The sequence below is a fragment of the Microbispora sp. NBRC 16548 genome (genome assembly GCF_030268985.1).
GTDB lineage: Bacteria > Actinomycetota > Actinomycetes > Streptosporangiales > Streptosporangiaceae > Microbispora > Microbispora catharanthi.
In genome coordinates this window covers 474,063-487,177 of sequence record NZ_BSSF01000004.1, presented here as the reverse complement: position 1 = coordinate 487,177, position 13,115 = coordinate 474,063, and the positions used below count along the sequence as shown (strand labels likewise).

The 13,115-nt window shown below is 70.3% G+C and carries 14 protein-coding genes and 1 tRNA gene; 6 read left to right on the top strand and 9 right to left on the bottom strand.

Annotated features, from left to right (window positions below):
* Positions 1–10 precede the first annotated feature (10 nt).
* The gene (locus QSK36_RS13345) at positions 11–685 is read right to left on the bottom strand and encodes an NUDIX hydrolase (protein WP_183537607.1); all 675 of its coding nucleotides are present in this window, start codon (positions 683–685) and stop codon (positions 11–13) included.
* Between the two features lie 78 nt (positions 686–763).
* Positions 764–1,501 (bottom strand): endonuclease III, encoded by a 738-nt coding sequence (nth, locus tag QSK36_RS13340; RefSeq protein ID WP_030506762.1) that lies wholly within the window; start codon positions 1,499–1,501, stop codon positions 764–766.
* Positions 1,502–1,843: 342 nt separating this feature from the next.
* Between nth and QSK36_RS13335 the strand changes: the two genes are divergently transcribed.
* Positions 1,844–2,524, top strand: coding sequence for a Crp/Fnr family transcriptional regulator (locus tag QSK36_RS13335; RefSeq protein WP_030506761.1), 681 nt, complete (start codon positions 1,844–1,846; stop codon positions 2,522–2,524).
* 7 nt (positions 2,525–2,531) lie between these two features.
* Here the strand turns inward: QSK36_RS13335 and QSK36_RS13330 are convergent, their stop codons facing one another.
* From QSK36_RS13330 to QSK36_RS13310, 5 genes are all read right to left on the bottom strand, one after another.
* Entirely contained in the window at positions 2,532–3,353 is an 822-nt protein-coding gene (locus QSK36_RS13330) for an MBL fold metallo-hydrolase (protein WP_406540417.1), read from the bottom strand.
* Complete coding sequence (locus QSK36_RS13325; RefSeq protein ID WP_285782617.1) at positions 3,350–4,174, bottom strand: NUDIX hydrolase; 825 nt, start codon at positions 4,172–4,174, stop codon at positions 3,350–3,352. The genes QSK36_RS13330 and QSK36_RS13325 overlap by 4 nt, the downstream gene beginning before the upstream one ends.
* Positions 4,175–4,267: 93 nt before the next feature.
* The gene (locus QSK36_RS13320; protein ID WP_183537610.1) at positions 4,268–4,729 is read right to left on the bottom strand and encodes a RidA family protein; all 462 of its coding nucleotides are present in this window, start codon (positions 4,727–4,729) and stop codon (positions 4,268–4,270) included.
* Positions 4,729–4,881: a Sp36 family protein gene (sp36, locus tag QSK36_RS13315; RefSeq protein WP_076440089.1), complete on the bottom strand. Its 153-nt coding sequence runs from the start codon at positions 4,879–4,881 to the stop codon at positions 4,729–4,731. Before sp36 ends, QSK36_RS13320 begins: the two co-directional genes overlap by 1 nt.
* A gap of 37 nt (positions 4,882–4,918) precedes the next feature.
* Positions 4,919–5,842, bottom strand: coding sequence for a slipin family protein (locus QSK36_RS13310; RefSeq protein ID WP_285782616.1), 924 nt, complete (start codon positions 5,840–5,842; stop codon positions 4,919–4,921).
* Between the two features lie 228 nt (positions 5,843–6,070).
* Between QSK36_RS13310 and bagA the strand changes: the two genes are divergently transcribed.
* The gene (gene bagA, locus QSK36_RS13305) at positions 6,071–7,111 is read left to right on the top strand and encodes an ATPase BagA (RefSeq protein ID WP_285782615.1); all 1,041 of its coding nucleotides are present in this window, start codon (positions 6,071–6,073) and stop codon (positions 7,109–7,111) included.
* Between the two features lie 70 nt (positions 7,112–7,181).
* The gene (gene bagB / locus QSK36_RS13300) at positions 7,182–8,294 is read left to right on the top strand and encodes an ATPase BagB (protein WP_183538514.1); all 1,113 of its coding nucleotides are present in this window, start codon (positions 7,182–7,184) and stop codon (positions 8,292–8,294) included.
* 48 nt (positions 8,295–8,342) lie between these two features.
* Here the strand turns inward: bagB and QSK36_RS13295 are convergent, their stop codons facing one another.
* Positions 8,343–8,639, bottom strand: coding sequence for a WhiB family transcriptional regulator (locus QSK36_RS13295; protein WP_139573991.1), 297 nt, complete (start codon positions 8,637–8,639; stop codon positions 8,343–8,345).
* Between the two features lie 258 nt (positions 8,640–8,897).
* Here QSK36_RS13295 and QSK36_RS13290 point away from each other — a divergent pair, with 258 nt between their 5' ends.
* A complete protein-coding gene (locus QSK36_RS13290; RefSeq protein WP_285782614.1) occupies positions 8,898–11,147 on the top strand; it encodes a transglycosylase domain-containing protein in 2,250 nt (749 codons plus the stop codon).
* Between the two features lie 142 nt (positions 11,148–11,289).
* Here the strand turns inward: QSK36_RS13290 and QSK36_RS13285 are convergent, their stop codons facing one another.
* Positions 11,290–11,745 (bottom strand): GatB/YqeY domain-containing protein, encoded by a 456-nt coding sequence (locus QSK36_RS13285; RefSeq protein ID WP_182898069.1) that lies wholly within the window; start codon positions 11,743–11,745, stop codon positions 11,290–11,292.
* Between the two features lie 80 nt (positions 11,746–11,825).
* Between QSK36_RS13285 and QSK36_RS13280 the strand changes: the two genes are divergently transcribed.
* Both QSK36_RS13280 and QSK36_RS13275 read left to right on the top strand, forming a co-directional pair.
* Positions 11,826–12,758 carry a metallophosphoesterase gene (locus tag QSK36_RS13280; protein WP_285782613.1) on the top strand — a complete coding sequence of 311 codons (933 nt, stop codon included), beginning with the start codon at positions 11,826–11,828 and terminating at the stop codon, positions 12,756–12,758.
* 35 nt (positions 12,759–12,793) lie between these two features.
* Positions 12,794–12,870, top strand: a tRNA-Pro gene (locus QSK36_RS13275).
* Positions 12,871–13,115: the final 245 nt, after the last annotated feature.

The following is a 13,115-nucleotide window of genomic DNA, read 5'->3' as shown; positions in this document are numbered from 1 at the left end:
CCCCGGCGGCTCAGCCCCGCGCGGCCAGGTCGAGGACCTCGGGGGGAAGATCCTCGACCCGTGAGCGGTCCCAGGGACGCTCGAAGCCGGCCGCGGTCAGCACGCCGTCGAGCACGCCGGCGGTGAACCCCCACACGAGCAGCCCGCGTACGCGGAACGCCACGGAGGGGACGATGCCGCGCGGATGGCGCAGCCGCAGCCGGTTGGCCGGGTCCACCAGCTCCGCGACCGGGACCCGTTCGACGGTCTCGACCTCGTCGGGAGACGCGGCGTGCACGGCGCAGGGCGTGTGCCACCAGGCCAGCACGGGCGTCACCCGGTTGTCGCTGCGCCAGACGTAGAGCTCGGGCATGGTCCCGACGACCTCGACGCCCGAGGGGTCGAGCCCGGTCTCCTCCTGGGCCTCGCGCAGGGCCGCGCCGATCGGGCCGTCGTCGCCGGGATCGACGCCGCCACCGGGGAACGCGGGCTGGCCGGCGTGCACCCGGCCCTTCGAACTGCGCTGGATGAGCAGGATGTCGGGCCCTTCCGGCCCCTCGCCGAACAGCAACAACACCGCCGCCGAGCGGCCGGCGCCGTTCGCGGGCGGCCGCAACGCGGTGGGAACAGGGCTGTGCGCGGCCTTCGCGGCCAGCTCCGTCAACCAAGGGGGAGCCACGACCACCTCCACATCGTCACACCGCATCATCACACCGGGCACGCGGGGGCCCAGGCGTGCCGTACAACCACGGGAGGACGCCCGAGCTTCCCGATCACTGCATACTCACGAGAACGGCCCCGGCCGCACCAGCTTGCGCGCCTCGTCCGCGTCCGTGGGGCCGGTGCCGTACGACGGGCAGAGCGCGGCGAGCGGGCACACGCCGCAGGCGGGCTTCCTGGCGTGGCAGATGCGCCGGCCGTGCCAGATCAGCCGATGCGACAGCATCGTCCACTCGGACTTGGGGATCAGCTCGCCGACCTCGTGCTCGATCTTCACGGGATCGGTCTCGGTCGTCCAGCCGAAGCGCCTCGTCAGCCGCTGGAAGTGCGTGTCGACGGTGATGCCGGGAACGTCGAAGGCGTTGCCGAGCACGACGTTCGCGGTCTTGCGGCCCACGCCCGGGAGCTTGACCAGGTCGGCCAGCTTGCCCGGAACCTCACCCTTGTGGTGTTCGCACAGGGCCTGCGCCATCCCGATGATGCTGTTGGCCTTCGCCCGGAAGAACCCGGTCGACTTGATGATCTCCTCGAGTTCGGCACGGTCGGCTCCGGCGTAGTCGGCCGCGGTGCGGTACTTCGCGAAGAGCACCGGAGTGACCATGTTGACCCTCTTGTCGGTGCACTGCGCCGACAGGATCGTGGCGACCAGCAGCTCCAGGGGGTTGCCGAAGTCGAGTTCGCAATGGGCGTCGGGGTAGGTCTCGGCCAGGATCCGGTTGATTCGCCGCGCCCGCCGCACGAGTCCCAGGCGGGTCTCGGCCTGGCGCTGACGCCGTCGGGGAGCGGCCGTGTTCGTCGCCATGCCGCAAGCGTAGGGCCTCGCGTCCTCGGCCCGCTCCCAGGTCATGGCTTGCCACACATGCCACATATCCAGCCTGTTTTTGCCAATTTGTCCCTACGCAGCGCAATACACTGTGCCCGTAGGGGGACGACCGGCTGCCCGAGCCGGTCGAGCGCGCAATGGGCGTAAGGATAGGTTTCCGCCAAGATTGTGTTGTTTCGCCAGGCACCACGCACACGAGTGCGAGCCGGGAGCTACGCCCATGCGACGTAACGGGACACCCTGTAATGCGTCGCGGAAGGCGTGGGTCACAATGGCTAGCACGGAGCCGGCGACCGAGCGCGCCCGCAGCAAGGAGGCACCGTGAGCACCGAAGAAGTACTGAGCAAGGCGCCGCTGTTCTCCGCGCTCGACCGCGAGAGCGCCGCGGCTCTGCGTACGAGCATCACCGAGGTGGAGCTGCCCAAGGGCCGCACCCTCTTCAGTGAGAACGAGACGGGCGACCGGCTCTACGTGGTGCTCGAAGGCAAGATCAAGCTGGCGCGCACCGCTCCCGACGGCCGGGAGAACCTGCTGAGCGTGCTCGGCCCCGGCGAGATGTTCGGCGAGCTGTCGTTGTTCGACCCTCGCCCGCGTACGGCCTCGGCCATCGCGCTGACCGACGTACGGCTCGCCGGCCTGGGGCACGACGACCTGCGTCCGTGGCTGACCGGCCGGCCTGAAGTGGCGCTGCACCTGCTGCGCGCCCTGGCCCAGCGGCTGCGCCGCACCAACGACGTGCTCGCGGACCTCGTCTTCACCGACGTGCCCGGCCGCGTCGCCAAGCAGCTCCTCGACCTGGCCGACCGCTTCGGGCAGAAGACCGACGACGGCATCCGGGTGCACCACGACCTCACCCAGGAGGAGCTCGCCCAGCTCGTGGGCGCCTCGCGGGAGACGGTCAACAAGGCCCTGGCCGACTTCGCCCAGCGCGGCTGGCTGCGCATCGAGGCCAAGGCCGTGGTGATCATGGACAGGGAGCGGCTCTTCAACCGCTCCCGCTGAAGCGACGCTAGAGCGTCTTGAGGTAGTTGAGCTGGGCCGCCACCGACATCTCGGCGGCCGGCCACAGTGACCGGTCCACGTCGGCGTACACCATCTCGACGATCTCGCGCGCGTCCCTGGCGCCCCTGCGGATCGCCTCGCGGATCTGGTCCAGCCGCTCGCGCCGGTGGGCGATGTACGCGTCGAGCACCCCGGAGGGATCGGGCAGGACGGGCCCGTGACCGGGCAGCAGCACCATGGCCTCCAGCATCTCGGCGCCCTGCCTGAGCCTGTCCAGGCTGCGCAGGTAGTCACCGAGGTCCCCGTCGGGGGCGATGACGGTCGTCCCCCGGCCGAGGATCGTGTCACCGGTCAGGATCGCCCGGTCGCCGGGCAGCCAGAAGCACAGCGAGTCGAACGAGTGCCCGGGCGTGCCGACGACCCGCACCTCAACGTCGCCCGCCGTCACCACGTCGCCGTCGGCCAGGCCCTCCTCGCCCAGGCGGAGGCGTGGGTCGAGCGCCCGCACCGGCGCGCCGAGCATCCGCGCGATCGTCGTCGCGCCCTCGCTGTGGTCGGGGTGGCCGTGCGTGAGCAGGACGGCGGTCACCCGGCGGCCGTCCACCCGCTCGGCGACCCGCCGCAGGTGCGCCTCGTCGTCCGGGCCGGGATCCACCACCAGTACGGCGTCCGCCCCGCCGACGATCCAGGTGTTGGTGCCGTCGAGGGTCATCGGCGACGGGTTGGGCGCCAGCACGTTCACGGCGCTCGCCGTGCCCGCGCCGTCAAGGCCGCCGGAGCCGTCAAGACCGTCGGCGCCGTCCGGTCCGGGGATGCGCAGGCCGCTCACTCTGCCGCCTTTCCTGTCTCGGGGATCATCAGGACCATCCGCCCGTCCACCTCGGCGGCCTCCGGCAGGACGGTCGTGATCGACCGGGGGCAGGCGAGCACGTCGCCGGCCGACTCGAACGCCGCCATCTCGGCCAGCGTCCGGAAGGTGGGCGGCAGCATGTGCGCCGTTCCGGCCCTCGCGGCGGCCAGCGCGTCACGCGGCCGCATCCAGGCCACCCCCGACGCCTCCCCGCCCACGTCCCGCGTACGCTGCCCGGGGGGCAGAGCCGCCACGAAGAAGCGGGTGTCGAAGCGCCGGGGCTCCACGACCGGGGTGATCCAGTGCGCCCACGCCTTGAGCAGGTCGGACCTGAGCACGAGACCGCGCCGGTCGAGGAACTCGGCGAACGACAGCGTGCGCGCGATCAGCGCGAGGCGGTCGGCCTCCCAGTCCGGGCCCGTCGTGTCCGTCACCACCGTGTCCGCGCCCGGCCCGGCCAGGAGCACGCCCGACTCCTCGAACGTCTCGCGTACGGCGGCGCAGACGAGGCCCCGGGCCGTGCTCTCGTCGGCCCGGAAGACCTCGCCCCACGCGGCGGGCGGAGGGCCCGCCCAGGCCACGGTGTGGTCGGCGTCCCGCGGGTCGACCGATCCGCCGGGGAACACGTAGGCGCCGGCGGCGAAGGCCATCGTGGCCTTGCGCCTGAGGAGGTACACCTCCAGGGGGTCGTCACGCAGCAGCACCACCGTGGCCGCGTCCCTGGCGGGGACGGGAGCCAGGCGGCCGGCGAGGATCTCCCGCGCCCGCTCGCCGACCTCGCCGGGCAGCGGAAACCCCATGAGGCCCTCCAGAACAAGGATCGGGTCAACCGGCCCCCATGCTCCCCCACGCGTTCGCGGAACCGCAAACCCCGGTTCCGGCCAGCCGGACGGTCAGCGGACCTCCGCGATGACCTCCACCTCGACCGGGGCGTCGAGCGGGAGGACCGCCACGCCGACCGCGCTCCTCGCGTGCTTGCCCGCCTCGCCGAACACCTCGCCGAGCAGCTCGCTGGCGCCGTTGACGACCTGCGGCTGCCCCGTGAAGCCGGGAGCGCTCGCGACGAACCCGACCACCTTCACGATCCGCACGACCTGCGACAGGTCGCCCACCAGCGCCTTGATGGCCGCCAGGGCGTTGACCGCGCAGATGCGCGCCTGTTCCTTGGCCTCCTCGGCCGACACCTCCGCGCCGACCTTGCCGGTGACGGCCAGCTCGCCCTTCACGAGCGGAAGCTGGCCGGAGGTGTAGACGTGGTCGCCCGTCCGTACGGCGGGCACGTACGCGGCCAGCGGGGGCACGACCTCGGGCAGCGTGAGCCCGAGCTCGGCGAGCCGCTCCTCCGGGGTGGCCATCACTTCGGCCGCTTCATGTAGGCGACCAGCTGCTCGGGGTTGGGCCCCGGGATGACCGAGACGAGCTCCCACCCGTCTTCGCCCCAGTTGTCCAGAATCTGCTTCGTGGCGTGCGTGAGCAACGGCACGGTGACGTATTCCCACTTGGTCATGGGCAAAGGCTATCGAGGCACGGCAGACCGAGGATGCTCAGGAACGCGGTTCCGGCCGGGGCGCGCGGTCGGGCACGTCGAACGGCGTGCCGGGCAGGTCGGCCGGGGCGTCGATGGCGGGCAACTCCTCCAGCTCCTCCTCCACCGGCACGGGCTCCTCCACCTCTGCCTTCTGCCCGGCGGCGGGCGCCTCGGCCGCGGGGGCCATCTTGTCGAAGAAACGCAGCAGCTCGACCGGCAGCGGCATGACCAGCGTGCTGTTCTTCTCCGCCGCGACCTCCACCACGGTCTGCAGCATGCGCAGTTGCAGGGCCGCCGGGTCGGAGGACATCTGCCGCGCGGCGGCGGCCAGCCGCTTGGACGCCTGGAACTCGCCATCGGCCGTGATGATCCGCGCGCGCCGCTCCCGCTCGGCCTCCGCCTGCCGGGACATCGACCTCTTCATGCCCTCGGGCAGCGCCACGTCCTTGATCTCGACCCGCTCGATCCGGATGCCCCACGGCCCCTCGGTCGGCTCGTCGATGACGGCTTTGAGCTGGGCGTTCAGCGCGTCCCTGTCCGACAGCAACTGGTCCAGCTCCGACTGGCCGATCACCGACCGCAGCGACGTCTGCGCCACCTGGGAGACCGCGAAGAGGTAGTTCTGGACGTTCACGACGGCCTTGATCGGGTCGATCACCCGGAAGTAGACCACCGCGTCGACGCGGACGGACACGTTGTCCCTGGTGATGCCCTCCTGCGCGGGCACTCCCATCGTGACGATCTGCATGTTCACTTTTTGCATGCGGTCGACGATCGGGACGATCAGGTGCAGTCCGGGGCCCCGCACCTCCTGCTGGATGCGGCCGAGCCGGAACACGATCCCGGTCTCGTACTGCTGGACGATCCGCACGCCCCGGGCCACCGCGACGAGCAAGGCAAAGCCCAGGACCACGACCAGCGTCAACAGCACCGACTCCACGGCCGGCACCTCCTTCGTCGACCGGATTGGGCAAGCGCCCATTGGGGAACCCTTACCCAATCGACGCGCAAGCCGTACCTCGGGTTCCGACTCTGGACGACCCCCGCGAATCGGCAGGTAACCCTTGGGTAGCCTTCCTCACGTGGGCGAGTGGAGCAGGCACGCCGACGGGAACCACCGCGCGACGACCCGCGCACGCGATCTCGCCGGCCGTCCGGAGGAGGCACGGTGAGTCAGCCGACCAGCAGCCGCGGCGGGAGCAACGGGGAGGCCCGTGACACCGACTGGGACGGCGTGCGCCTGCACATAGTGAGCGGCAAGGGCGGCACCGGGAAGACGACGGTCGCCGCCGCGCTCGCGCTGGCCCTGGCGGCGGGCGGGCGCAAGGTGCTGCTCGTCGAGGTCGAGGGACGGCAGGGCATCGCCCAGGCGTTCGACCTGCCGCCGCTGCCGTACGAGGAGCGCAAGATCGCCGTGGCGCCCGGCGGCGGGGACGTGTACGCGCTGGCCGTCGACCCCGAAGAGGCGATGCTCGAATATCTCGAGATGTTCTACGGCTTCAAGCGCGTGGGCAAGGCGCTGACCCGCATTGGCGTGGTCGACTTCGCCACGACCATCGCCCCCGGCCTGCGGGACGTCCTGGTCACCGGCAAGACCAGCGAGGCCGTACGGCGCCGCGACAAGCTGGGCCGGAGGGTGTACGACGCGATCGTGATGGACGCGCCCCCGACCGGCAGGATCGCCCGCTTCCTGAACGTGACGCAGGAGGTCGCCGGGCTGGCCCGGGTCGGGCCCATCAAGAACCACGCCGACCTGGTGCGGGGCGTCCTCGCCTCCCCGGAGACGGCGGTCCACTTCGTGACGCTGCTCGAGGAGATGCCCGTCCAGGAGACGCTGGACGGCATCGAGGAGCTGCGCACGACCGGGCTGCCGGTGGGCGGCGTGTTCGTCAACATGGTGCGCCCCGCCGGGCTGCCCGAGGGCGTGCTCGAAGCGGCCAGCCGGGGGCGGTTCGACTCCGCCGAGCTCGCGCTCGGCCTCAAGGCGGCCGGGCTGACGGACGCGACGGCCAACGCCTCCGCGGTCGCCGAGGCGCTCGCCCGTGAGGTTACCGAGCACGCCCTGCGGACCGAGCTGGAAAAGCGCGAGCGCGTCGCGCTGGAGGAGGCCGGCGTGCCGCGGTACGACCTGCCGCTGCTGCCCGACGGCGCCGACCTGGCCGGGCTCTACGAGCTGGCCGACGCGCTGCGGGCCCAGTGTGTCGCGTGAACTGTGCGCTGCGTGACCTTCTGATCGAGTGAAAGGCTGAATTGTGACGAGGACGGCGCCCGCGCTGGACATGGACGCGATCTTGGATGATCCGGACACCCGGATCATCGTGTGCTGCGGCTCGGGCGGTGTCGGCAAGACCACGACGGCCGCGGCTCTCGGGCTGCGCGCCGCCGAGCGGGGCCGCTCGGTGGTCGTCCTGACTGTGGACCCCGCCAGGCGGCTGGCCCAGGCCATGGGCCTGACCGAGCTGGACAACACCCCCAGGCGCGTACACGGTGTGGACGGCGCCGGAGAGGCCGGCGGCGAGCTGCACGCGATGATGCTCGACATGAAGCGGACCTTCGACGAGATCATCGAGGCCCACGCCGACCCCGAGCGCGCCCAGCAGATCCTGACGAACCCCTTCTATCAGTCGTTGTCGTCCAGCTTCTCCGGCACGCAGGAGTACATGGCCATGGAGAAGCTGGGCCAGTTGCGCCGCTCGAACGAGTGGGACCTGATCGTGGTGGACACCCCGCCGTCACGGTCGGCGCTCGACTTCCTCGACGCCCCCGAGCGCCTCGGCCGGTTCCTCGACGGCAGGCTGATCCGCATCCTCACGGCCCCGGCCAAGGCCGGCGGGCGCAGCGCGTTCAAGCTGCTCAACGCCGGCTTCGGGATGGTCGCGGGCATCCTGACCAAGGTGATCGGGGCCCAGGTGCTCCGGGACATCCAGCTGTTCGTCACCGCGCTCGACGCGGTTTTCGGCGGTTTCCGCCAGCGCGCCGAGCAGACGTACCGGCTGCTGCAGGCCCCCGGCACGGCGTTCGTCGTCGTCGCCGCGCCGGAGCGCGACGCGATGCGCGAGGCGTCCTACTTCGTGGAGCGGCTGGCCGACGAGCGCATGCCGCTGGCCGGGCTCGTCGTCAACCGCGTGCACCGGCCGCTGGCGCCGTCGTTGTCGGCGGCGCGCAGCTCCGCCGCCGCCGAGGACCTGGACGCCAGGGGTGAGCACGAGCTCACCGCGGCCGTGCTGCGGTTGCACGCCGGAAGGATGCAGCTCGCCTCCCGGGAGCAGCGCCAGCAGGAGCACTTCACCTCGGCCCATCCGACGGTGCCCATCGCGCAGGTGCCCGCGATGCCCGAGGACGTGCACGATCTGGCGGGACTGCGCCAGATCGGGCAACTCCTCGCGTCCTGAAGACGTGACGTCCGGCGTCCCGCTTCGCCGCGGGACGCCGCGCCGGGCTCAGCCGGCGATCAGCTCGTTGGTCCGCTCGTACTCTTCCTTGGCGCACTCCAGCAGGTCGCGCCAGGACTCCACATCCGGCCTGCGCCTGAGCAGCGCGCGCCGTTCCCTCTCCGTCATCCCGCCCCACACCCCGAACTCGATGCGGTTGTCGAGCGCATCGGCGAGGCATTCGGTACGGACGGGGCATCCACGGCAGATGAGCTTGGCCCGATTCTGGGCGGCGCCTTGCACGAAGAGTGCGTCAGGATCCGCACCTCGGCAGGCGGCACGGGAGGTCCAATCCGTGATCCACATGTTCGACCCCACTCCCCTTAGGTGGTCAGTCGTCGTTTCGGCCGACGGGCGCGGGCGTCGGGCCTCCTGGTTGCAGTAGCCGCAGAGGAGAAAGTACGCAACGAAACGATCGAACCGACATACCCCGGGGGGACCAAATTCGTGCATGGTCATGTCAGGCCATGTGGCCGGGAATGACTAGTCCCCCCCGCCGGGGGGTAATGCGGACCTGTGAGGTCGATGCCGGGAGAGTCACCAAACGGACGTACCCTTGGATCCGTGCAAGCACACGGCAAAACTCTGGCATCCCGGACAGGTGCGGGCCTGCGCCTCATCGGCGCCGCGGGCGTCGCGGGAGTGCTTGCGGCGGCCATTGCACTACCCGCCGTGGGCGGGGCCGGCGTGACGGTCAAGTCGAGCATCGACACCCTGAGCCTCAAGCCGGCGAAGCTCGACGAACCGCCGCTGCCCGAGAAGACGGTCCTGCTCGACGCGGACGGCAAGCAGATCGCCCAGTTCTACTTCGAGAACCGGGAATCGGTCCCGATGGACCGCATCGCGCCGATCATGCGCAAGGCGATCGTGGCGATCGAGGACTTCCGCTTCTACGAGCACGGCCCGCTCGACGTCGAGGGCACCACCCGCGCCCTGGTCAGGAACATCACCACGGGCGGGGTGACGCAGGGCGGCTCGTCCATCACCCAGCAGTACGTGAAGCAGGTCCTGTACAACAAGGCGGAGACCGACGAGGAGAAGGCCGCCGCCGTCGCGCCGACCGTGGGGCGCAAGCTCAACGAGATCCGCTACGCGATGGGGATCGAGCAGAAGTACAGCAAGGACGAGATCCTCAACCGTTATCTGAACATCGCCTACTTCGGCGCCAGCGCGTACGGCATCGAGGCGGCGTCCAAGCGGTTCTTCGGCAAGCACGCCTCGGAGCTGAGCCTGAGCGAGGCCGCCACGCTGGCGGGAGCCGTCCAGGACCCGAACGCCACCGACCCCAACCGGGGCAAGGAGTTCCGTGACCGGCTGCTGTCCCGGCGCAACGTCGTGCTCGACCGCATGGCCGAGCTGAAGATCATCACCGAGGCCGATCGCGACGCGGCCAAGAAGAAGAAGCTGGGGTGGAAGGACAAGGAGATCCCCGGCGGCTGCGAGGAGAGCGACTACCCGTACTTCTGTCTGTACGTGCGCAACGAGATCCTCAACGACACGCAGTTCGGCAAGACGCAGAAGGCCCGGCAGGACTTCCTGGCCCGCGGCGGCCTGACGATCAGGACCACGCTGAGCCGGAAGATGCAGAAGTCCGCGGAGAAGGCCATCAAGAAGTACGTCTTCCCGAGCGACAAGCCGGTCGCCTCCGAGGCACTCGTCGAGCCGGGCACGGGAGCCATCAAGGCGATGGCCTCCAGCCGGAAGTTCGGCACCAGCAAGAAGAAGAACGAGATGTCGATCAACGTCGTCGCGGACGGCCTGCACGGCGGCGGCACGGGCTTCCAGGCCGGATCGACCTTCAAGATGTTCACGCTGGTGACGGCGCTGAAGGAAGGCTACAAGTTCAACGACGGCTTCAACGTCGGCAGCACCTACACGTCGCCCAGCTACTCCGCGTTCAAGGACTGCAAGGGCAACTCCGTGGGCGACATCAAGACCCCGCTGCACAACGCGGAGGGCCACGGAGGGTTCCTGACCCTGCAGACCGGCACCTGGGGCTCGGTGAACACCTTCTTCCTCACCCTTGAGCAGAAGGTCGGCCTCTGCGACGTCGTGAAGACCGCCAAGGACTTCGGCATCAAGCGCGCCGACGGCGGCAAACTCCAGGAGTTCGAGCCGTTCACGCTCGGCTTCAACGAGATGGACCCGGTCACCGTCGCCACGGCGTACGCGACGCTGGGCGCCCGCGGCAAGTACTGCGCGCCGATGGCCATCACCGAGATCACCGACCGCTTCAACAAGGTGACCTCGTTCAAGCCCAAGTGCAAGCAGGCAGTCGAGGCCGAGGTCGCCGACGCGGCCACGAGCATCCTGTCGGGCGTGTTCACCAAGGGCACCATGTCCGGTGTCGGCGGCATCGGCAGGGACGCGGCCGGCAAGACCGGTACGGGCGACGTCTCCCGGACCGTCTGGTTCGCCGGTTTCACCCCCGACCTGGCGGGTGCGGTCAGCCTCGGCGACCCGCGCGGCCCGGTCCGCTACCCGCTGAGCAACCGCGTCATCGGCGGCCGGTCGTACGGTTCGGTCTTCGGCGCCAGCATCCCGGGCCCGATCTGGAAGGCGACCTTCCTGTCGGCGCTCAAGGGCGTCGACGCCTCGTCGTTCGTCAAGCCGGACATGTCGAGGTTCGGCGGCTGCGCCCACCAGTGCGCTCCCCCGCCGAAGCCGAAGTCCGACCGGGGCGGCGGCGACGGTCCGGGTGGCGACGGTCGCGGCAACGGCCATGGCGGCGGTCCCGGCAACGGCCGTGGCGGTGGCGGTGGCAACGGCGGTGGCCCCGGTGGCGGCGACTCGCCCTTCGACCCGTTCGGGTGATCCTTCTCCCGTTGGGCCGCTCCTCTCGCCGAGGAGCGGCCCATCGGCGTTTCCGGCCTCGGCCGGAAACTCGCCCGTTCCCGGGCCGGCCGCCCGCGGCCGTGAGGCGGAGTTTCCGGTTTCGGCCGGGCGCCCGCGGCCGTCAGGCGGACAGGCGGGCGCGTACGGCCTGGGCGACCCGGCCGCCCTCGGCGCGGCCCGCGACCTTCGGGTTCAGGATCTTCATGACCTGGCCCATGGCCTTGGGGCCCTGCGCGCCGCTCTCGGAGATCGCCTCGTCGACGAGCGCGTTCAGCTCGTCGTCGCTCAGCTGGGCGGGGAGGTACTCCTCCAGGACCGCCTGCTCGTCCAGCTCCGCCTGGGCCTGCTCGGCCCGCCCGGCGCCCGCGAACGCCTCGGAGGCCTCCCGGCGCTTCTTGGCCTCGCGGGTCAGCACCTTGATCACCTCGTCGTCGGAGAGCTCGCGGGCCTCCTTGCCGGCGACCTCCTCGACGTTGACGGCGGCCAGAGCCATCCGGATGGTCCGGAGCCGTACCTCGTCACGAGCCTTCATCGAGGCCGCGAGGTCGGCCTTCAGCTTGTCCTTCAACGCACTCATGCGTCCATCTTGCCGTGCCCGGGCTCCCGTCTTCGCCAGGTTATGCGGGAGGCGGGCCGTACGTCGGGCATCATGGCTGTGTGAGGAAAGCAGCCGCGATTCCCCTGTCCATCCTCGGCCTCGGCGTGGCCGGTGTCGGCTACGCCTCGGTGATCGAGCGAAACTGGTTCCGGCTGCGCCGGTTCGACGTCCCCGTCCTGGCTCCTGGCCAGCGGCCGGTCCGGATCCTGCAGATCTCCGACCTGCACCTCACGCCCCGGCGTCACCGGCTGATCAATTGGGTGCGCTCGCTGGCCTCCCTCGACCCCGACCTCGTCGTGAACACCGGCGACACGCTGGCGCACCCCGACGCGGTCGAGTCGTACATGTACGCCGTGGAACCGCTGCTCGACCGGCCGGGTCTGTTCGTCTACGGCTCCAACGACCTCTACGCCCCCCGGCCGAAGAACCCCGCCCGCTATTTGTGGCGTACGTCCAAGGGAGACTCCCGGCAGCACGTGCCGACGCTGCCGTGGGCCGAGCTGGGCGCCGCGATGCGGGAGGCAGGCTGGCTGGACATGAACAACGCGACGGCCCGCCTCAAGGTGGCCGACCTCGACGTCCACGTGGGCGGCATCCACGACTCCCACATCGACCGGGACCGATACGACGAGATCGAAGGCCAGACTCCCATGGACGCCGACCTACGGCTCGGCGTCATGCACTCGCCCGAGCCGCGCAACATGTCGCGGTTCGCCCAGGACGGGTATCAATTGCTGCTGGCCGGGCACACCCACGGCGGACAGCTGTGCATTCCGTTCTACGGTGCCCTGGTGACCAACTGCGGCATCGACCGCGCCCGCGTCAAGGGGCTGAGCAGGCACGAGAGCTCCTGGCTGCACGTCTCCGCCGGACTCGGCACCTCACCGTACGCACCCGCGCGCTTCGCCTGCCCGCCCGAGGCGACCCTGCTGACGCTCGTCCCCCGCCGCCCCGTCGTGCCGGATGACACAAGCAGCCGCAAAGTCCGCTAGACTTGCCGAGGCGCAGGACGAAAAGTCCAAGCGACCGGGGTGTAGCGCAGCTTGGCAGCGCGCTTCGTTCGGGACGAAGAGGCCGTGGGTTCAAATCCCGCCACCCCGACCATGTAGTTGCAGGTCAAGGGCCTGATCGCTGGAGACAGCGATCAGGCCCTTGATCGTTTGACCGTCATTTGACCGTCGGTCTGAACGCCGCCAGGGGGCACTGACGGGTTCAAACGAGTTCTCCTGGGCACCTTGATCACGACAGCCTGGGCCCCGAGCCTTGATGGTCGTTCAAACTGACGGCGCAGTAACCGAATCGAAGAGACAGCCACGGCGCCCTTCGACATGCCTCATCGTCAGAACGGC